Origin of the sequence: Marinihelvus fidelis (assembly GCF_008725655.1) — a bacterium.
In the GTDB taxonomy this organism is placed as follows: domain Bacteria; phylum Pseudomonadota; class Gammaproteobacteria; order Xanthomonadales; family SZUA-36; genus Marinihelvus; species Marinihelvus fidelis.
This window is the reverse complement of sequence record NZ_VYXP01000006.1, coordinates 244,096-263,280: the sequence shown is the minus strand read 5'-3', so window position 1 is coordinate 263,280 and position 19,185 is coordinate 244,096. Positions and strand designations below refer to the sequence as shown.

The window sequence follows — 19,185 nt, the reverse complement described above, 5'->3', positions numbered from 1 at the left end:
TCACCATTCAGAACCAGGCGCGCAGTCCGATCACCCAGCGCGTTTCCGAATCATCGCGGCCTTCGGCCCGGGCATAGTCGGCGGTGTCGCCGAACAGGCGCTCGTGGTGGATGCCGATGTAAGGGGCGAACTCGCGGCGGAACTCGTAGCGCAGGCGCAGGCCGGTTTCGATATTGCTCAGGCCGCTGCCGATGCCGCGCTCGGGGTCGTCCTTGCCGTGGGCGTTCAGTTCAAGCTTGGGGGCCAGGATCCAGCGCTGGGTGAGCAGGAATTCGTATTCGGCTTCCACGCGCGCGGCGGTGCGGCCGCCCTCGCCGACGAACAGGCTGGCGTCGACCTCGAAATGCCAGGGCGCCAGGCCCTGGATGCCGATGACGGCCCAGTCACGGTCATCGCCCGGCTCCAGTTCACGGCGCCAGCCGGCCTGGATGTCCCAGTAGGGCGCGATGGCGCGTGAGTACAGTGCCTGGATATCGGCGGCCTCGACGTCTTCGGTGTCATCCCACTCGCCCTCGGTCTTGAAGCGAAACTTGTTGATGTCGTAGCCCAGCCAGCCCTGGATGTCCCAGCCGGCGCCGGACTCGCTGCCGTTGGCGCGCCACTCCAGTTCCTCGACCAGCACGGAGCCGATGAGCGGGTCGCCGTTCTCCATGGCCAGTGCCGGCGCGCAGGCGGTGGCCAGCAGGGCGGCGAGCGTGCGCTTCACGAGACCACCACTTTCCGGAACATGCCGGGCATGTGGTAGAGCAGGTGGCAGTGGTAGGCCCAGGGCCCGGGCGCGTCGGCGGTGACCAGGTAGCTGAGCTTCGAGCCGGGCTGCACGATCACCGTGTGTTTGCGCGGGATGCGTTCGCCGTCACCGGTCTCAAGGTCGCTCCACATGCCGTGAAGGTGAATCGGGTGATTCATCATCGTGTCGTTAACCAGGGTGACGCGCAGGCGCTCGCCCAGGCGGAACTCGAGTGGTTCGGCGTCGGCGAAGGCGATGCCGTCCATCGACCACATGTAGCGGTGCATGTTGCCGGTCAGGTGAAGCTGGATCTCGCGTGACGGCTCGCGCGGGTCCGGGCTGGGGCCCAGGTGGCGCAGGTCCGCGTAGGTCAGCACGCGGCGGCCGTTGTTTCGCAGGCCGACGCCGGGGTCGTCCAGGCGCATTATCGGTTCCTCGGCGCGCATGTCGATGCCGGGCCCGTACTCGCTGTCGGCGTGGACGATCTCGGCGTTGCTGCCCATGCCGGCGTCTCCCGGTTGGGGGTGACGCGTGACGGGTGACGCGTGACCTGGGTGACGGGTGACGGGTGACGCGTGACTAGAGTGGTCCGTGCCGGACATGTTGTGGCCCGAGTGGTCGGTTGCCGGCATGTTGTGAGCGGAGTGGTCCATGGACGACATGTCGTGACCCGCGTGGTCCATGCCGCCCATGTCGTGGCCTGAGTGATCCATGCCTTCCATCGACATGCCCATGTCGCCGTGAGTGAGTACCGGTCGTGGGTCCAGCGGCGGTGGCTCGACAGTCAGCGCGGGGTCGGGGGTCAGGGTGCCGCGGGCGTAGCCACTGCGGTCGATGGCCTGGGCGAAAACGCAGTAGGCGGTGTCGGCCTTCGGCTCGACGACGACATCGTAGGTCTCCGCCACGCCGATACGGAACTCTTCCACGCTGACCGGTTCGATGTTCTGGCCGTCGCTGGCCACGACTTTCATGTCCAGGCCGGGGATGCGCAGGTCGAAAATCGTCATCGCCGCGGCGTTGATGATGCGCAGCCTCACCTTCTCGCCCGGCTTGAACAGGCCGGTCCAGCCGCCCGCTGGCGTCGCGCCGTTCATCAGGAAGGTGTAGGTGTAGCCGGTGACATCGGAGATGTCCCGGTCGGTCATGCGCATGCGGTTCCACATGGCGCGGTCACGCCAGGTGGCTGACACGCCTTTCGCCTCGATCTCGTCCAGCAGGTCGTCGGTGGTGCGCTGGTTGAAGTTGAAGTACTCGGGGTTCTTCTTCAGCGTGCGAAAGATGCCCGCCGGGTCGCGGTCGGTCCAGTCGGACAGCACGATGACGTGCTCGCGGTCGTAGCTCACCGGGTCCGGATCGTTCGGCTCGATGACGATGGCCCCGTAGTGCCCCAACTGCTCCTGGAAGCCGGAGTGGCTGTGATACCAGTAGGTGCCGTTCTGGACCACGTCGAACTGGTAGGTGAAGGTTTCGCCGGGGCGGATACCGGAGAAACCCCTGCTGATATGCGGTACGCCGTCCTGGCCGGACGGCAGGATCAGGCCGTGCCAGTGAATGGAGGTGTCCTCGGCCAGGGTATTGGTCACGTTGATAGTGACCCGCTCGCCTTCGCGCCAGCGCAATAGTGGCGCCGGTAAGCTGCCGTTGGTGGTCACCGCGCGGCGCGCCTGGCCGGTGAAATTGACGGTCGACTCGCCGATGCGCAGGCCAAAGCGCTGGCCGCTCAGCTCGGTGGTTGGTTTCAGGCCCGGGAAACCGGCCGTCAGGCCACGGCGTGGCGTCCCGGCAGATACCAGGGCACCGGCAGCAGCCGTGCCCAGCACGAACTGGCGCCGGGTGACGGGTGACGCGTGACGCGTGACGGGTAACGCGTTACGCGTCACGCGTCACCCGCCACCGAAAGGTTGAGCTTGTCGGTCCATCCGTGAGACGGGTCGCCCAGTACCAGGAACCACGGGTTCAGGTACTCGTCCTTGGCGTTGTAGGGCAGGGGGTCGCCTTCCAGGCCGACCACCACGCCGCCGGCGGCTTCCACCACCGCCTGCGCGGCGCCGGTATCCCACTCACTGGTGGGGCCCAGGCGCGGGTAAAGGTCGGCCGAGCCTTCGGCCACCAGGCAGAACTTCAGAGAGCTGCCCATGCTGGTCATCTCGTGCCCGCCCAGCGGTGCCAGCGCCTGTTCCAGCTTTGGGTTGGCGTGCGAGCGGCTGCCCACCACGACCGGCGTTTCGGCCGGCGGGCGGCGGGTGCTGATCACCTGCGGGTCGGCGTCGCCATCGCGGCGCCAGGCACCCTCACCGACGATGCCGTAGTAGGTCTGTCCGCGTACGGGCACGTGAACCACGCCGGCCACGGGGCGGCCTTCGCGGATCAGTGCGATGTTCACGGTGAATTCGCCGTTGCGGTTGATGAACTCCTTGGTGCCGTCCAGCGGGTCCACCAGCCAGTACTCGGCCCAGGTCTTCCGGGTGTCAAAGCCAATCTCGGCGGACTCCTCGGACAGCAGCGGGGTCTGCGGGGTCAGGGCCTTCAGCGCGTCACGGATCACCCGGTGGCTGGCCAGGTCGGCGCGGGTCAGCGGCGAGTCGTCGTCCTTGGTGACCACGCCCAGGTCATCCTGGTCGTAAATGTCGAGGATGGCGTCACCGGCCCGTCGGGCCACGGCGACCAGGTCGCCCATCAGGGTTTTCGGATCAATAAAGTTCATGCGTTCTCTTTTTCGTTCAGCAGGTAGTCGCGGGCGATATACAGCGCGGCGATGGTGCGGCCTTCCGTGCAGTCGGGCCGTGCGGTCAATTCACGCAGGTTGGCGATGGGCCAGGGCTCAACGTCCAGCGGCTCGGGTTCGTCGCCTTCCAGCGGGCTGTCGTAGAGGTCGCGGGCCAGCACCACGTGGGTCACGTGGGACATGTAACCCGGCGCCAGGCTCAGCTCGGTCAGTTCCACCAGGTCGCGCGCCGCCACGCCGGCTTCCTCGCGCAATTCTCGCTGGGCGGCCTCGAGGATGGACTCGCCCGCTTCCAGCCGTCCTTTGACCAGTCCGGTCTCATAATGATTCAGGCCGCAGGCGTACTCGCGCACCAGCAAAACGGTCTCATCATCACGCATGGGTACGACGATGACGGCGCCCAGGCCTTTTGACTCAAGCCGCTCGTAGGTGCGCTTCACGCCATTGGAGAACTCCAGGTCGAGCTGCTCGATGCGGAAGACGTGGCCGGGGTCGAGCTCGCGCCGGGCATGGATCTTGGGCAGGCGGCTCATCCGTCGGTACGGGTCGAAAAGCCTGGCTCGGCACCCGGGGCGGGGCTGGAAAATGCGCTCAGCAGCTGGGCGTGCAGCGCCGGTGGCGCGGCCAGCACCGACGTGGTCTCGAGCCGCACCGGGTCGCCTTCCAGGTCGGTGAACACGCCGCCGGCCTCGGTGACCAGCAGGCTGAGTGCGGCGATGTCGAGCACGTTGACGTCGGATTCGATGACCACGTCCAGCTGGCCGGCGGCCAGGCGGTGGTAATGGTAGTAGTCGCCGTAGGCGCGGAAACGGTTGCAGCCGATGACAATGCCGCGCAGCACTTCCCAGCGCGGTGAGCCGGCCATGGTGACCAGGTTGCCGCCGGACACGTGCGCGTCGGCCAGGTCGGTGACGGCGCTGATGGACAGGCGTTCATCGTTCAGCCAGGCGCCTTCACCCTCGGCCGCCCAGGCCAGTTCGTCGGCCGTGGGTGCCGACGAGACGGCGGCGATGATCCGGCCCTGGTGCATCAGCGCGATCTGCGTGGAGAACATGCCGGTGCCGCGGACGAAGCCCTTGGTGCCGTCGATGGGGTCCACCAGCCACAGGTACTCGGCATCGGGCTGGTCGGCGCCGAACTCCTCACCGTAGATGCCGTGGTCGGGAAAGGCCTCGGTCAGGACGGCGCGGATGGCCTGCTCGGCCTCGCGGTCGGCCACGGTGACCGGGGTCTGGTCGTCCTTGATCTCGATCTCGAATTCGCCGTGGTAGCGGGCCAGGATGCGTTCGCGGGCGGCGTGCGCGGCCCGGATGGCGGTTTCAACGTAGGGGTTCATGCCAGTGTCTGCTCGGTCTTTTTCGGGCGTTGGGATGGATGGCTTGCGCGGGCGGCAAGCGGCTACCATCATACCAGACGACCCCGGGATGCCGGGGGCGGATGAGCGCCATTCACTACTGAACAGGAAGCTGGTTGTCGACCATGAGAATTTCCCGCCTTTACACCGATGAGCGCCTTGAGCCTGGCCGCCCGATCACGCTGGAAGCAAAAACCGGGCACTACCTGATGCGGGTGCTCAAGCTACGTGCCGGGGACCCGCTGGTGCTGTTTAACGGTGACGGTGCCGACTACGCCGCCGAACTATTGAGTAACCGGCGGGACCGGGTCGAAGTGGCGGTCAGCGCGCGTCTGCCGGCACTGCGGCCATCGCCGTTGGCGGTTACGCTGGTGCAGGCCGTGGGCAAGGGTGACCGGATGGATTTCAGCCTGCAAAAAGCGACCGAGCTGGGCGTAGCGGCCGTGCGGCCGCTGTTTACCGAGCGCACCGGTGTGCGCCTGGAGGCGGAGCGACTGGAAAAGCGTGCGGAGCATTGGCGGCGAGTCATGATATCGGCCTGCGAACAATGCGGCCGGGCGGATATCCCCGAACTGCTAGCTGCCGCCGGCCTGGATGAGTGGCTGCCGGAACCGCCTCGCGGCCGGCGCCTGTGCCTGGCGCCCGGTGCGGAACAGCCGCTGGTCACGTTACCCGGGGCGGGTCATGGCTTTGAGCTGGTCATTGGGCCTGAAGGTGGGTTTTCTGACCTGGAGACACAGCAAATGACCAGGTCCGGAGTCGACATGGTGGCCCTGGGTCCCAGGGTTTTGCGTACTGAAACTGCCGGGCCGGTCGCGATCGCCGTGCTGCAGGCCCTGTTTGGAGACCTTGGGGCTTAGCTTGGCGCTGATTCAGCGCGTGTAGACGGCGGCCTCGATATCCGAAGCCAGCGTGTCCAGGTCCGGGATGATCGCGGCATTGTCGTCCACGGTCACGCGACTGAAAACACCGCCGACAGGCTCGTGCTGCGAGTCATCCTCCACCAGGTTGCCGGTGGTGATGTTGCGCATCCGCGGCAACCCGTTAATCAGGAAGCCGACCAGGTTGACGCTGGCGGTCTCGCTATGGGTCTTGACCACCACGACGCGGGCGCGGTCCAGGTTGGCGGTGGCATCGCCGGTGCCGGCGAGCTGCGCGAAGTCGACGACCGGCACCTGCCAGCCGTTCCATCGCAGCTCACCCAGCAGCCAGTCCGGGCCGCGGCTGAAGGCTTCCGGCTCGCTGAAATCGATGACCTCGGCCACCATGCTGCCGGGCAGGAGCACCCCGCCGCCCTCGATGGGCGCCAGCAGCGCGCGGATTTCATGAATCTCGGGCATCGTTGCCTCCGTGCTGTTCAAGCAGGCGACCGACCTCGCTGATCAGCTCGTCTTCGTGATAGGGCTTGGTCAGGTAGGCGTTGGCGCCCAGTCGCTCCGCGCGCTCACGGTGTTTCTTGCCGGCGCGCGAAGTAATCATGATGACCGGGATATCGCGCAGGCGGGTGTCGGCGCGAACGCGTTCCAGCAGTTCGTAACCATCCATGCGCGGCATCTCGATGTCGCAGAGCATGATGTCGGGCGTGCGCTCCTGTAACTGTTCCAGCGCGTCCATGCCATCGCGGGCGGTCAGCACCTCGAAGTGATTGCCCTCGAGCACGCGCGACGTGACCTTGCGCATGGTGATGGAGTCGTCGATCACCATGACCAGGCGGCGGCCAGCATCGGCATCCATGGATTCCATCGCCGGGACAGGGCTGACCCCGTGGAGCAGCGCGTGACGAATGAGTGGGCCCGGGTCGAGAATGACGATGACCCGGCCGTCGCCGGCAATTGCGCCACCCAGGATGCCCGGGACGCAGCTGATCTGCGGCCCCACCGGCTTGATGACCACTTCGCGGTGCGGCTGCAATTGCGGCACCCGCAGCGCGGCCTTTTGCTCGCCGGCATTGAGGATCAGCAAGGTGACGTTGTCGCGGCTGGCCTGTCGTGACGGCTCACCCAGCAGCGGCTCGATATCCAGCACAGGGTATTCCTGGCCGGCATAACGGTAGGTGGGCTGCTCCTGTTCGATCAGCGCCTGGTACTCCTCGGGCAGGATGCGTGAGACACCGGCGACGCTGGACAGCGGCAGCAGGTAGTCGTTGTCGCCGGCGGCCAGGCCAATGGCCTGCATGATCGCCAGCGTGAACGGGATACGAATGGTGAACTGCGTGCCGGCGCCGCGCTCGGAGTCGATCTCCAGCGAACCGCCGATCTGCTTGATGTCACTGCTAACAACATCCATGCCCACGCCACGGCCGGCCAGCTTGGTGACCTTGCTGGACGTGGAGAAGCCACTGTCCATCATGAACTCGTATAGCTGCTCGCGGCTGGGCTCGGTGGACGGGTCCAGCAGCCCGCGGTCAACGGCCCGGGCACGGATGGCGTCGACATCGATGCCGGCGCCATCGTCGGCAATGCGGATGACGAACTCCGTGGCTTCCGATTCCACCGTGATGGTGATCTCGCCGTCTGCCTTCTTGCCGGCGGACTTGCGCTCGGCCGGGGCTTCGATGCCATGCACGATGGCATTGCGCATCATGTGCTCCAGCGGCGCGGTGATGTGCTCCAGCACGTTGCGGTCGAGCTCGTCGCTGGTGCCCACCACGCGCATCTGCAGGTTGGCCTTTTTGCCGGTTTCCTTGGCCGCGGAGCGGACCAGGCGGCGCAGCCGGGTACCAATGGAGCCAAACGGCACCATGCGGGTCTTCATCAGGCCTTCCTGCAACTCGGTCGAGACGCGGGACTGGCGCTGCAGCAACTGCTCGGAGTTGCGGGCGCTTTCTTCCAGCATCTCCTGCAGGTTCAGCAGGTCGGAAACGGACTCGGACAGGCTGCGCGAGAGTTGCTGCAGCGTGGAAAACTGGTCCAGTTCCAGCGGGTCGAAATCGCTATCGCCCGAGGTGCTCGCGTCCGGATAGTTGGAGCGGATCTGCACCTCGGTTTCGATCTCCATCTTGCGGAACTGCTCGCGCAGGCGATCGAGGGTCTTGTCGAATTCGCCCAGGTTGCCGCGCAGGTTGGTGACCTGCTGCTCAATACGTGAGCGATAAATGCTGACCTCGCTGGCGGCGTTCACCAGCTTGTCCAGCAGCGCCGCGGATACGCGGATCTGGGCCTGCGACGGGTCGCTGCTGTCGCTTTCCGCGGCGGGCTGCGGCTCTTCCCGGGCCTCGCGCATCTCGCGGACCACGGGTTCGGCCTTTTCGGCCGTGGATTCGATCGTTGATTCGAGTTCGGCCAGTGCCTCGTCGAGCCCGGACAGGTCGTCGTCCAGGTCGGCCAGTGATGTGGCGGCCGTATCGACGGGCGGCTCCGGCTCTGGTGCCGGCGCTGGTGTCGGCGTCGGTGCCGCCGGAGGCGTCATGGCGATGGTCGGGCCCGGATCGCTGGCCTGGCCGCCGTGGTCGAGGGCCTCGATCCTGCCAATCAGCTCGGCCCGCTCAGACGTCGCGTCCGGCACCCTGCCGGCGGTGACCTCTTCCACCCAGGCGTGCAGGCGGTCGCAGGCTTCTTCGAGCAGTTGCACGGCGTCCAGTGTCGGCGGCGTTGCCCGCTCTGCGATACGCTCGAGCAGGGTTTCCATTTCATGGGTGTAGTCGCCCAGGCTGGTCAGGCCAGCCATGCGCGCGCCACCCTTGAAGGTGTGGATTTCACGCTGCAGGTTCTGCACCCAGCGCAGGCCGGTGACCTCGTTGCGCCACTGGTGCAGTGCGGCATCGCCACGCTCAAGGACTTCGTTGGCTTCTTCCAGGAAGATGCCGATGATTTCCTGGTCCAGCGACTCGGTCGTTGCCTGGGCTGGCTCGGGCGGGTTGAAGTCGATGCTGTCGTCGCCCGGGCCGCCGGCGAATACGGACCGGCCGGGGTCGAAGCCGCGGTTCTCTTCCGGCGCCTGGCCATGCGAGAACTGCGGTACCAGCTGCTGCAACTGGCGGACGACGTCGTCCTGGGTGTCGGTGTCGATATCGTCACCGAAGCCCTCGAGGCGCTCGAGCCGGTTCTGCAACTGCCCGACGGCGCTGACCAACGTGAACAGGGTGTCCGGGGCGAACTCCGTGCCGCTGGACGCCTGCGCGCCGACCAGGTCGGCGAGTGCGCGGGCGATGTCGGCGTCGCGGCCTTCGGGGTGGCGGGCAAGCAGGTCGGCGATGGCGCCGGCGGCCTGCTGCTGTTCGTCATCGGCCCGGGCGCTGCGGTCGCGCGACAGTGATTCGAGGTAGGACTGGATAAAACGCAGGTGCCCCGCCAGTTCGTCGCGCAGTGCGTGACCCTGGTCGCCAGCTTCTGGCCGGGCAGGGGCGGCTTCGGCTTCCGGGTCGAAACCACCGGGCAGCAGGGTCGCCAGGTAAGCCGGCAAATGGCGGCTGAGCGCGGCCCAGTCGGCATCGGCGCCCTGGCCCAGGCCCTGCGCGCTCTCACCCACCAGGCGAATGACATCGCGCTTCAGGCCGGTGGCCTGTTGCAGCATGCGCTGGCGCAATGCCGGCAACGAGGCCTGCGCCAGGCGCACCATCATCGAGATGTCGGCGAAATTGCTGACCCGGCCCTCGAGTAACGCGTTGAGCATGTCCTCGATCTGCCAGGCGAAGTCGCCGACTTCCTCGGCGCCTACCATGCGGCCGCTGCCTTTCAGTGTATGGAAGGCGCGGCGGATTTCGGTCAACGGCTTGGCGTTTTCGAGCTCGGCCATCCAGTCCGGGATGTTCTGCTGCAGGGTTTCCAGGACGGTTTCGTACTCTTCCAGGAAGATATCCCGAAGTTCCGGGTCAATGGCCGGCGGCAGGGCGTCGTCATGGGCCACGGTGTCCTGGGCCACCGGGGCGGGCGACGCGTCACGTTCTGTTGGGGCGTCCGCGGCCGTTTCGACCGGCGATTCGACAGCTGGCGGCTCGCGGTCATGTGCCGTTTCGTCAGGCTGGTCGAAGTGGGCGGCTTCAATCGTGGTCTCGGGCGCTTCGTGGTCCGGTTCCGGCGGCGGCTCGGCGGGCTTGAAGTCGGCCACGTTGATGACGGGGGCGCTGGTTTCGGCGGGCTGCGGCTCATCGCCGTTGATCGCTTCCAGGCGCGCCTTCAGCACCGCCAGGAAGCGGTCGGCGTCCTGCTGCAGGTCGCGGCTCGCGGCCAGGTACAGCTCCAGCGCCGCCATGGCGTCGGCCATGTTCTCGAGCCGTGTGCCTTCGCTGGGTGAGTCGTTGTGCAGGTTGTTGAACAGGCTGTCCACGGCACTGCGCAACTTGCCCGTATGTTCGGCGGCAACGCCCTCCTGCGCCAGGCGGAGTGCGCCGGTCACCTGTTCCAGGGGCTCAATGGCATCGGCAGTCCGGTCGCCATCAAGCAGCCTGCGGATCGCGTCCTGCGATAGCTGGGTGCTGGCGACACACTGGTCGAGCAGCTGGCACTTGATACGCCGCTGCTCGTGCGCGGACAGCGCAATGAACGACGCCTGGGCATGGCCGTTGACCGGCGCGCCCAGGGTCTCGATCTGTTCCTGCATGGAGGACTCCACCAGCAGGAGCTGTTCGGCAAGGCTGATCAGCGTTGCGTCCCGCGCTTCGCGCCCGGCGCTGGCCGAGGCCTCGAATGCGGGCACCAGCTGTGCCAGGGCTTCGCCGGCTTCCGAATGGCCGAGCATGGCCAGGGTGTCGGCCAGGCGGTTCAGCGCTTCCAGGCTCTGGCGCCGGCGGTCGGGGTCGACCTGGCCGGTGCGTAGCTCCAGGTCCAGCGCGTCCTTGACCATCACCAGTTCGTCTTCGACCGCGGCGCTCAGGGAACGGTACATGTCGCGGTCGCGTCCCGAGATCGTACCCTGGGCCTGCAGCATGGACGCCTCGTCCGGCGCCAGTTCGTCGAGCTTGAATCGCTCGCGTACCAGGTCGATACCGGCGTGCCCCGGTTTCGCCTTGCCGACATGGAACAGCAGCGCCTGGGTGACTGATGTCGAGGTATCGGCGTCGATGCCGTCCTCGCCCTTTTCGGACATGACCTTGACCAGCAGGCTGAGCCGGTTCAGCAGGCCACGCAGCTGGGAATCATTGTCGACGTGACCGTCCGCCAGGCCGCCGATGATTTCGGTGGCGACCCACCAGAGCCGCTTCAGGTCATAACGGTCGACGCGGTGGCGCAGGGTTTCAAAGATGCCCTGGATCGCGGTCAGCAGTTCTTCCTGTTCAGGGGATTGCTCCCACTCCGACAGGGCGGTTTCGGTCTGGCGATGCAGGCGGCCCGTCAGGTACTCGAAGGGTTCGTCGAAGCCGGGCTTCTGCACGTAGTCCAGTTCCGGCAACTCGACGTCGAGCAGCGGTGTGAACACCGTGCCCTCGGATAACGGCTCTTCGCCATGGGCCTGGCGCAGGCGGTTGATCAGCGGCAGCACCAGGATGGGCAGGTCGGAATGGCCGGCCTGCAGGCGGTCCAGGTAGGCGGGCAGCACGACCATGGCATCAAGCAGGTGCTCGCCGGCGCCCTGGCCGGAGCGGCCCTCTTCGCTGACGGCAGTCTGCAGCAGGTTGTTCATTGCCCGCGTCACCTGGCGGGCGCCGTCGATGCCCAGGGTCTGGAATATTTCCCCCAGCCGCTCGACGCTGTCGATGGCGCCTTCATAGACCACCGGGCCGGAGCGTGGGTTACCGGCGATGGTCTCGGCCTGCCGGCGGGTGGTTTCCAGCAGCCGGTCCAGGTCGTCCCGGATCCAGCCCAGGGCCGTGGGTGTCAGTGAGCGCGCGCGCATCAGGCGGACTCCCTGCGTGATTCGTCGGCCTTGTCTTCAGCGCCGTCGTTGTCAGAGTCAGAGTCGTATTCGACCACGTCCCAGTCCGGTGCCTCAACAACCGGTGCGGCGTCAGGGCTGGTGGCCTTCTCCGGCTTCTGGGGGACCAGCGACGGTGGCGGTTCGTCTGCGGCGGCGTGCTCGGCGTTGTCCAGGAACGCAGCCTTGTCGACGTTCGGCTTGTTGGTGGCCGCCTTGTCGACGGCGGGCTTGTCGGCCGCTGCCGGTTTCGGCGGCGGATCGTACTCAAGAACGTCCGGGTCCGGCTCCGCGCTGGCCTTGGCATCGGGCGGCGGCGCCAGGGCCGGGGTCGCCGTGGCTGCCGGTTTCTCGCTGGCCGTTTCCGGCAGCTTGAAGTCGGACACACTGGCCTGCAGTTGCATGACCCGGTCGGCCAGGTCGGATACGGCATCAGCGGTGAGCGTCGTGCCCTTGGAGGTCTTCACCGACACGTCGCGGATGCCGTCCATCAGTTCGGAGATGCGCTGCGCCTGGCCGGAATGGGCCTCGGCCTCGCGGGCGATGTCCTCGATCAGCGCCGACAGCTCGGTCGAGGCCAGTTCGATCTGTGACAGCGCGGCGCCGGCGTCCTGGGCCAGGCGTGCGCCGTTAACCACCTCGCTGGTCGTTTCTTCCATCGAGCGAACCGCTTCGGCGGTATCCGCCTGGATGGTCTGGACCAGGCCGGTAATCCGGCGAGTTGCGTTGGTGGCGCTTTCGGCCAGCTGCTGGACCTCGTCGGCCACCACGCCGAAGCCCTGGCCGGAGCCGCCGGCCGATGCCGCCTGGATGGCGGCATTCAGCGCCAGCACGTTGGTCTGCTCGGCAATGTCCTTGATCAGGCTGACGATGTCGCCGATCTCCTGGGTGGACTCGCCAAGGCGCTTGATGCGCTTGGATGTTTCCTGGATCTGGTCACGGATCGTGTCCATGCCGGATATGGTCTTGCGCACCTTGCCGGCGCCGGTATGGGCGATGGTGACCGAGTTCAGCGCGGTTTCGCTGGACTCCAGCGAGCGCTTCGCCATCGTGTTGAAGGCCGATGACATGTCCTGGATTTTCTCGGTGGCGCGGCCGACCTGGCCGGCCTGTTCATTGGCGGACTCGGCCAGGCGCGAGGTCGTCGTGCGCGTGGACTCGGCCGACTCGGCGACCTCCGAGGCAGTCTGGTTGATGCCGATGACCAGTTCACGCAGGCGCTCGATGGCGAAGTTGACCGCGTCGGCGATGGCGCCGGTGATCTCGTCGGTCACCGTGGCCCGTGTCGTCAGGTCGCCTTCGGCCAGTGCGCCGAGTTCGTCCAGCAGGCGGATGATGGCCTCCTGGGTGCGGCGGTTGGACTGCGTGGCCGTGTCCGCCTTGCGCGTCGCGTTCAGCAACACCGCGCCGACCAGGGCAATGGCCAGCACGATCAGCGCCACCAGCGCGGCGGTGTTCAGCTGCGCCGAGGGCCAGGCCCGCGTGCGCGGCAGCGCGGCGACGGCCTGTGACAGGTCGCCGGCCTGGCGGTAGACCGCCTCGCTGTCGAGGAAAATGTGATCGGCCGCGAGCCGCACCGAGCGCAGTCGTTCCGAGGCGCCCAGGATGGCTTCGAGCTGCGGCTCCATGACGTCAAAGGCCTGGCGCACGCGGCTCAGCGAGGCCAGCGCCTGCTGGTTGCGCACCGGGGTAATGCCCATGCGCTGGTTACCGGATTGCAGGGCGCGCTGGACCTGGGCGAATACGCCCATCTCGGCGCGCAGTTCTTCGGCCGCACCGGCCGCGTCGGCACCGTTACGGAGGATCTGGCTGACACGGCGCTGCATGCGGTCGGCCAGCACCAGTTGCCGGCTGCCGGCAAAGACCTGCTGGTTGGGGGCGCCGCTTTCGACCAGTTCCCGGACCATGCGGTCGGTGTCCGCCTGGATCTGCGGGATGGCGCTGTAGACGCTGGCGCCGGCCAAGGCCAGTTCGTTGACGGTGGTCTCGGCGTTGATGATTTCGTAGGCGTTGTCGCTGACCCGGGTCCAGGTGCTGTTCAGGGCCCGCATCTCGGTGCCGACCTCTTCCGGTGTCGGCGGCAGGCTGCCGGCCGGGGAACCGATGCGCAGGGCCTGCATGTTGCGATCGAGTTTCTCGTACGTCGACTCGAGTTCGCCAATGGCATCGATATTGCCCAGGGCGGCCTCGGCGGCCGCCTTGGAGAGTTTCTGTGAACCCACCTGGACTTCGGTCGCGAGCCGTGTCCAGGTGCGCTCGTGGCCCGCGTTTTTCATCAGCAGGGTGGTCGAAACACCTACCGCGATGCCGGCCAGCACGGTGAGCACCGCCAGCGCGATGACCAGTTTCGGCGAACCGAAACCGCGGCTGCGAGCCGAGGCGGCGACCTGGGCCTGTCCGAGCGTCTTCATGCCGCGGCCCCGTCGAGAAAGTCCGGGTTACGGAACAGGGTGTCCAGGTCCAGTTCCTGCCATGACTCCGATCCCGCGCGATGCGCGCGCCTGACCAGGCCATGCAGGGGAGAACTGTCCGGAACATCCGCTGGGTCGGCGTCGTTGTCGAGGAAGTTGCGCTGGCCGAAGACTTCGTCCACCACCAGCCCGACGGCGCGGCCACGCAGCGTGGACGACAGCACCCGTGTGGCCGGTGACGTGCGGGTGCGCTGGCCACTGAGGTAGCAACCCAGGTCCACAATGGTCACCAGGTCGCCGCGGACGTTGGCCAGCCCAAGAATGAAAGGCTTGGTGCCGGGCACGCGGGTCACCTGTGGCAAGGGCAATGATTCGGATACGCGTTCCATGCCGCAGACCATCTGCGCACCGCCCACTCGGAAGGCCAGGCCGGCCCAGTCGCCCTTGGCGGGGCCGCCGTCTTCGTCGCCATGCGCGGCACCACGGGCCCGAAGCTCGTATTCGAGTAACTTGGCGAATGAGGCGTTGACCGTGCTCATCATTGGATCCCCGGGTGCGCGTGTAACCTGTCCGGCGGCATTGGTGGCCGCCAGTCGCGTTGTCAGCCCGCGTGCTGTTCCACGGCGGAAAGCAGTTCTTCCCGCGTGAACGGCTTGGTCAGGTAGAGATCAGAGCCCACTACCCGGCCGCGCGCCTTGTCGAACAGGCCGTCCTTGCTGGTCAGCATGATGACCGGCGTGTTGCGGAATTCGGCGTTGTTCTTGATGATGGCCGTGGTCTGGTAGCCATCGAGTCGCGGCATCATGATGTCCACGAAAATCAGGTCCGGGCGATGCCGGGTGATCTTCGAGAGGGCTTCAAAACCGTTTTCCGCCGTGACGACGCGGCAGGCCTCGTTGGCCAGCATGGTCTCGGCAGAGCGCCGGATGGTGGCACTATCATCGACGAAGAGAATGCAGATCTCTCGCCGTGGTGCGACTTCTTCAGTGGCCATGTGATCAGCCACCTGAACGCTTTCCATGTTCATGTCTTCTTCCCTGTTGTTGGTTGCTCGCGCTTTTCCGCTGCACGATCTCCCCCATTTAGTGTCCCCTATCCCGGATTGGCAGTATCCGCTGCACGAACCCGGGGACCACTAAGTCTACTCCCGAAATTTACAGTATTCCAGCCTGCGGCAGTTTGCAAGAAATGTTGTATAGCTAATTGACCCCATGGGGAAAACCCCGGAATGGCATCTGGGTGGTTGGCAGCGTGGCCTGTCGCGGCGGATAATGAGGTCGCAATCGCAGGGAGCGAGACATGACCGAAACAGCTGCCGGGACGGCCGGCAAAATCCGGGTCGGGGTCGTCATGGACCCCATCGCCGGGATCAAAACCTACAAGGACTCGACGTTCGCGATGCTGCTCGAAGCACAGCGCCGCGGGCATGAACTCCAGTACATGGAGCCCGGTGCCCTTTACGTGGCCGATGGCCGCGCGCACGCGGCGATGCGGCCGCTGGCCGTACGCGACAACCAGGACGACTGGTTCACGCTGGGTGACGCGGTCGACGCACCGCTGGACGGGCTGGACACCGTGCTGATGCGCCGCGACCCGCCGTTTAACATGGACTATGTCTACCAGACCTACGCGCTGGACCTGGCCGAGGCCGCGGGTGTGCTGGTGGTGAATCGTCCCAATGCCCTGCGCGATGCCAACGAGAAATATTTCATCACACATTTTCCGCAATGCTGTGTGCCCTTCCTGATCACCCGCGAGTCGAAGCGTATCCAGGCCTTTGTCGAGGCCACCGGCCGCTCGGTGGTGAAGCCACTGGATGGCATGGGCGGCGAATCCATCTTCCAGCTCAACCCCGGTGACCCGAACCTGAAGGTCATCCTGGAGGCGATCACGGATCACGACCGCGAGCAGGTGATGGCGCAGGCCTACATCCCGGAGATCGACAAGGGGGACAAGCGCATCCTGGTCGTTGATGGCGAGCCGGTGCCCTACGCGCTGGCGCGGATTCCCGGCGCCGGTGACTTCCGCGGCAACCTGGCCAAGGGCGGAACCGGCAAGCCGGTGCCGCTCAGTGACCGTGACCGCTGGATTACCGCGCAGGTGGCGCCAGAGCTGAAAGCGCGGGGCATCCTGTTTGCCGGGCTGGACGTGATCGGCGACTGGCTCACCGAGATCAATGTCACCAGCCCCACCTGTATCCGTGAACTCGACGCGGCGCACGGCCTGAATATCGCCGGCCAGCTGTTCGACGCCATCGAGTCGCGGCTGGCCGCGCGGGAGGCGGCGGCCTGAGGCCGATGGCTGTGACCGGAAACCTGTTCAACGACCGCTTTTCCATCGCCTTTGCACTGGCGCTGGGCATACACGCGCTGGTGCTGCTGGGTGTGAGTTTCGTTCTCGACATCAACCCGTTGCGCAAGGCCGCCGAGACCCTCGACGTGGTGCTGGTGAACTGGCGCAGCGAAACCGCGCCCGACGAGGCGGAGTTCCTGGCGCAGGTATCGCAGCTGGGTGGCGGTGAGTCCGAGGAGGCAGAAAAGCCGTCGCAGGAGATCAGCCCCGACATCCCCAGCGTGGACGAGGGCATGATGCCGGTCAGCAGCGAAGAGGTCGTGCCGGAGGAATCGCCCGAGTCGCGCGAAACCGTGACCGCCGAAACCCCCGACGCGCGACCGGCGCAGCAGATTACTGATATCGAGCAGCCCTTGCCGGTGATGCCCAGCGCCGCCGAGCTGATGCAGCAAAGCATGCAGGTGGCGCAGATGCAGCCCGAGCATGATCGCGACACCGAGTGGCAGTCCAAGCTGCCACGTAGGCGCTTCATTTCCGCCAACACGCGTGAATACGAGTTTGCAACCTACATGGCGGCCTGGGTGGCCAAGGTGGAACGGGTCGGCAACCTGAACTACCCCACCGAGCTGAAGCAGCGCGGCATTGCCGGTGACCTGCTGATGACCGTAGGCATTGATTCCGCCGGCGGGGTCGAGAGCATCAGCGTGCAGCGCAGTTCCGGCATACCCGAATTGGACCGTGCGGCCGAGCGGATCGTCCGGCTGGCCGCGCCTTTCTCACCGCTGCCGGCGGACATCGCCGCCAAGGTGGACGTGCTGCACATTACCCGGACCTGGCGTTTCTCCGCCGGTCACCGCTTCGAATAGGAACTTGAACCCGCGCGCTGCGCGCCCGATATAGAGGGATATGAGCGACATCGACGCCACCAAGGGGTATCTCGACCAGCAGATGCTGATCGCGATGCCCGGTCTTGAGGATCCCCATTTCACCCGCACCGTGACCCTGGTCTGCCAGCACAACAGCGAGGGCGCGATCGGCATTACCGTCAACCGCGAGTCGGGCTTCAACCTGGGCGAAGTGTTTGAGCAGATGAAGCTGGACTGCGAGGACGACCAGGTGCGTGGGCGCATCGTGCTGGAAGGCGGCCCGGTGCACCGGGACCGCGGCTTCGTCCTGCACACGCCAGTTGATGGTTATGAATCCAGCATGCTAATCAATGACGACATCATGGTGACCACGTCACGCGACGTGCTGGCGGCCATTGCCGAAGGCGAAGGGCCGGAGCGGTACGTGCTGGCACTGGGTTACGCCGGCTGGGCCGACGGCCAGCTGGAAACCGAGATGCGCGAAAACGCCTGGCTGTCCGTGCCGGTCGACAGCGCCATCGTCTTCGACGCGCCGTTGCCGGAGCGATGGGGCAAGGCGGTGGGTAACCTGGGCGTGGACATCTCCCATCTTCACGACGTCGGCGGACATGCCTGAAACCGGCGAGGCGCCGCCACAGGGCACCCTGCTCGGGTTTGATTTCGGTTTCCGCCGCATTGGCGTGGCCGTGGGCCAGACCATGACCCGTACCGCCAGCCCGCTGGCCGTTGTCCGGCACACCGACGCGCCCGACTGGGCCGCCATCGACAAGCTGCTGAAAGAATGGCGTCCGGCCGGGCTGGTCGTTGGCCTGCCGCTGGGAATTGAAGGCGACGACACGGACATGTCGAAGGCCGCGCGCGCCTTTGGCGCAGCCCTGGGTGAGCGGGCCGGCAAACCCGTGTTTTACTGCGATGAGCGACTGACGTCCCAGGCCGCGGAAGCCGGTTTTGCCGCCCGCCGGGCCGACGGCAGGGCCCGCCGGCGCGATGCCGCCATGCTCGACGCCGTCGCCGCGGGTATCATTCTGGAAAACTGGCTGACCAGCCCCGCGGCCACCCGTGCGGGCAACGTTTCGGAAACTGACTGATGCAACACCTGATCGATATCACGTCCACGTCCGTGGACGACCTCGAGGCCATCCTGGCGCGGGCCTCGGACATTGCTGACGATCCGCAGCGCTACCAGCACGCCGGTCGCGACCGGGTCATGATCAACCTGTTCTACGAGCCCAGTACCCGCACCCGCGTGTCGTTCGAGCTGGCGGCCATGCGACTGGGCCTGCGCGTGATCAATGTCGCGGCCAGCGACAGTTCCGTGCGCAAGGGCGAGACGCTGCAGGACACCTTCCTTAGCCTGCAGGCGATGGGGCCGGATTGCATCGCCATCCGCCACCCGACCAACGGCGCCCTGGGTGAGCTGACGTCGGTGGCCGAGCCCCGCCTGCATATCGTCAATGCCGGTGATGGCAGCCGCGCGCACCCGACCCAGGCCCTGCTGGACCTGTTTACGCTGCGCCGGCACCTGCCGGACCTTGAGAATCGCGTGGTGCTGGTCGCGGGTGACCTGCATCACTCACGGGTCACCAGTTCTGACGTGGCACTGATGAAGAAATTGGGCGTGGGCGAAATCCGCCTGTGCGCGCCTCGTGAGTTGATGGCTGGCAGCCTGGTCACCGAAGGCGTTCGAGTGTTCGAGGATTTCGACGCCGCGCTCGAAGGCGTCGACGCCGTCATGATGCTGCGCATCCAGCACGAGCGCCTGGGCGCGATGGACGCGCCCGACGGCCAGGACTACCACCGCCACTGGGGCCTGACCAACAAAAGGCTGGCCCTGGCGGCGCCCGGGTGCATCGTCATGCATCCCGGCCCGATGAACCGCGGTGTCGAGATCGACTCGGAAGTCGCCGACGGCCCGCGTTCAGTCATCCGCGAGCAGGTCAGCAACGGCGTCTGGGTTCGGATGGCCGTGCTGTCACACCTGCTGGGGCTGCGCGGCGCCGATTAAAGCGCCGCCGCGG

Annotated in this window: 16 protein-coding genes; 6 read left to right on the top strand and 10 right to left on the bottom strand. The window is 66.4% G+C overall.

Annotation, left to right across the window (positions count from 1 at the left end; genetic code table 11):
* Positions 1–7: 7 nt before the first annotated feature.
* The 5 genes from F3N42_RS11505 to F3N42_RS11485 are packed head-to-tail and all read right to left on the bottom strand — an operon-like array spanning position 8 to position 4,791.
* The gene (locus F3N42_RS11505; protein ID WP_224784873.1) at positions 8–706 is read right to left on the bottom strand and encodes a copper resistance protein B; all 699 of its coding nucleotides are present in this window, start codon (positions 704–706) and stop codon (positions 8–10) included.
* The gene (locus tag F3N42_RS11500) at positions 703–2,610 is read right to left on the bottom strand and encodes a copper resistance system multicopper oxidase (protein WP_150864607.1); all 1,908 of its coding nucleotides are present in this window, start codon (positions 2,608–2,610) and stop codon (positions 703–705) included. Before F3N42_RS11500 ends, F3N42_RS11505 begins: the two co-directional genes overlap by 4 nt.
* The gene (gene cysQ, locus F3N42_RS11495; RefSeq protein ID WP_150864606.1) at positions 2,607–3,434 is read right to left on the bottom strand and encodes a 3'(2'),5'-bisphosphate nucleotidase CysQ; all 828 of its coding nucleotides are present in this window, start codon (positions 3,432–3,434) and stop codon (positions 2,607–2,609) included. The genes F3N42_RS11500 and cysQ overlap by 4 nt, the downstream gene beginning before the upstream one ends.
* A complete protein-coding gene (gene nudE, locus F3N42_RS11490; protein WP_150864605.1) occupies positions 3,431–3,988 on the bottom strand; it encodes an ADP compounds hydrolase NudE in 558 nt (185 codons plus the stop codon). The genes cysQ and nudE overlap by 4 nt, the downstream gene beginning before the upstream one ends.
* Entirely contained in the window at positions 3,985–4,791 is an 807-nt protein-coding gene (locus F3N42_RS11485) for an inositol monophosphatase family protein (protein ID WP_150864604.1), read from the bottom strand. The genes nudE and F3N42_RS11485 overlap by 4 nt, the downstream gene beginning before the upstream one ends.
* A 143-nt stretch (positions 4,792–4,934) precedes the next feature.
* On the opposite strand from F3N42_RS11485, the gene F3N42_RS11480 reads away from it, so the two are divergent.
* The gene (locus F3N42_RS11480; RefSeq protein WP_150864603.1) at positions 4,935–5,669 is read left to right on the top strand and encodes a 16S rRNA (uracil(1498)-N(3))-methyltransferase; all 735 of its coding nucleotides are present in this window, start codon (positions 4,935–4,937) and stop codon (positions 5,667–5,669) included.
* 12 nt (positions 5,670–5,681) lie between these two features.
* On the opposite strand, the gene F3N42_RS11475 is transcribed toward F3N42_RS11480, so the two are convergent.
* The 5 genes from F3N42_RS11475 to F3N42_RS11455 all read right to left on the bottom strand — a co-directional run bounded on the left by F3N42_RS11475 (position 5,682) and on the right by F3N42_RS11455 (position 15,003).
* Positions 5,682–6,149 carry a chemotaxis protein CheW gene (locus tag F3N42_RS11475; protein WP_150864602.1) on the bottom strand — a complete coding sequence of 156 codons (468 nt, stop codon included), beginning with the start codon at positions 6,147–6,149 and terminating at the stop codon, positions 5,682–5,684.
* Positions 6,133–11,580, bottom strand: coding sequence for a response regulator (locus F3N42_RS11470; protein WP_150864601.1), 5,448 nt, complete (start codon positions 11,578–11,580; stop codon positions 6,133–6,135). Before F3N42_RS11470 ends, F3N42_RS11475 begins: the two co-directional genes overlap by 17 nt.
* The gene (locus F3N42_RS11465) at positions 11,580–14,009 is read right to left on the bottom strand and encodes a methyl-accepting chemotaxis protein (protein ID WP_150864600.1); all 2,430 of its coding nucleotides are present in this window, start codon (positions 14,007–14,009) and stop codon (positions 11,580–11,582) included. The genes F3N42_RS11470 and F3N42_RS11465 overlap by 1 nt, the downstream gene beginning before the upstream one ends.
* Positions 14,006–14,548, bottom strand: a complete 543-nt coding sequence (locus tag F3N42_RS11460; RefSeq protein ID WP_191621370.1) for a chemotaxis protein CheW — start codon at positions 14,546–14,548, stop codon at positions 14,006–14,008. Before F3N42_RS11460 ends, F3N42_RS11465 begins: the two co-directional genes overlap by 4 nt.
* Before the next feature lie 62 nt (positions 14,549–14,610).
* The gene (locus F3N42_RS11455) at positions 14,611–15,003 is read right to left on the bottom strand and encodes a response regulator (protein ID WP_150864710.1); all 393 of its coding nucleotides are present in this window, start codon (positions 15,001–15,003) and stop codon (positions 14,611–14,613) included.
* Positions 15,004–15,308: 305 nt separating this feature from the next.
* Here F3N42_RS11455 and gshB point away from each other — a divergent pair, with 305 nt between their 5' ends.
* Genes gshB through F3N42_RS11430 form a run of 5 tightly spaced genes read left to right on the top strand, consistent with a single transcriptional unit; the run spans position 15,309 to position 19,172 of the window.
* Entirely contained in the window at positions 15,309–16,301 is a 993-nt protein-coding gene (gshB, locus tag F3N42_RS11450; protein ID WP_150864598.1) for a glutathione synthase, read from the top strand.
* A 5-nt stretch (positions 16,302–16,306) separates the two neighbouring features.
* Positions 16,307–17,167, top strand: coding sequence for an energy transducer TonB (locus F3N42_RS11445; RefSeq protein WP_150864597.1), 861 nt, complete (start codon positions 16,307–16,309; stop codon positions 17,165–17,167).
* Between the two features lie 40 nt (positions 17,168–17,207).
* On the top strand, positions 17,208–17,783 hold the full coding sequence (locus F3N42_RS11440) for a YqgE/AlgH family protein (RefSeq protein WP_150864596.1): 576 nt from the start codon (positions 17,208–17,210) through the stop codon (positions 17,781–17,783).
* Positions 17,776–18,255, top strand: coding sequence for a Holliday junction resolvase RuvX (gene ruvX / locus F3N42_RS11435; RefSeq protein ID WP_150864595.1), 480 nt, complete (start codon positions 17,776–17,778; stop codon positions 18,253–18,255). Before F3N42_RS11440 ends, ruvX begins: the two co-directional genes overlap by 8 nt.
* Positions 18,255–19,172: an aspartate carbamoyltransferase catalytic subunit gene (locus F3N42_RS11430; RefSeq protein WP_150864594.1), complete on the top strand. Its 918-nt coding sequence runs from the start codon at positions 18,255–18,257 to the stop codon at positions 19,170–19,172. Before ruvX ends, F3N42_RS11430 begins: the two co-directional genes overlap by 1 nt.
* Positions 19,173–19,185 lie beyond the last annotated feature (13 nt).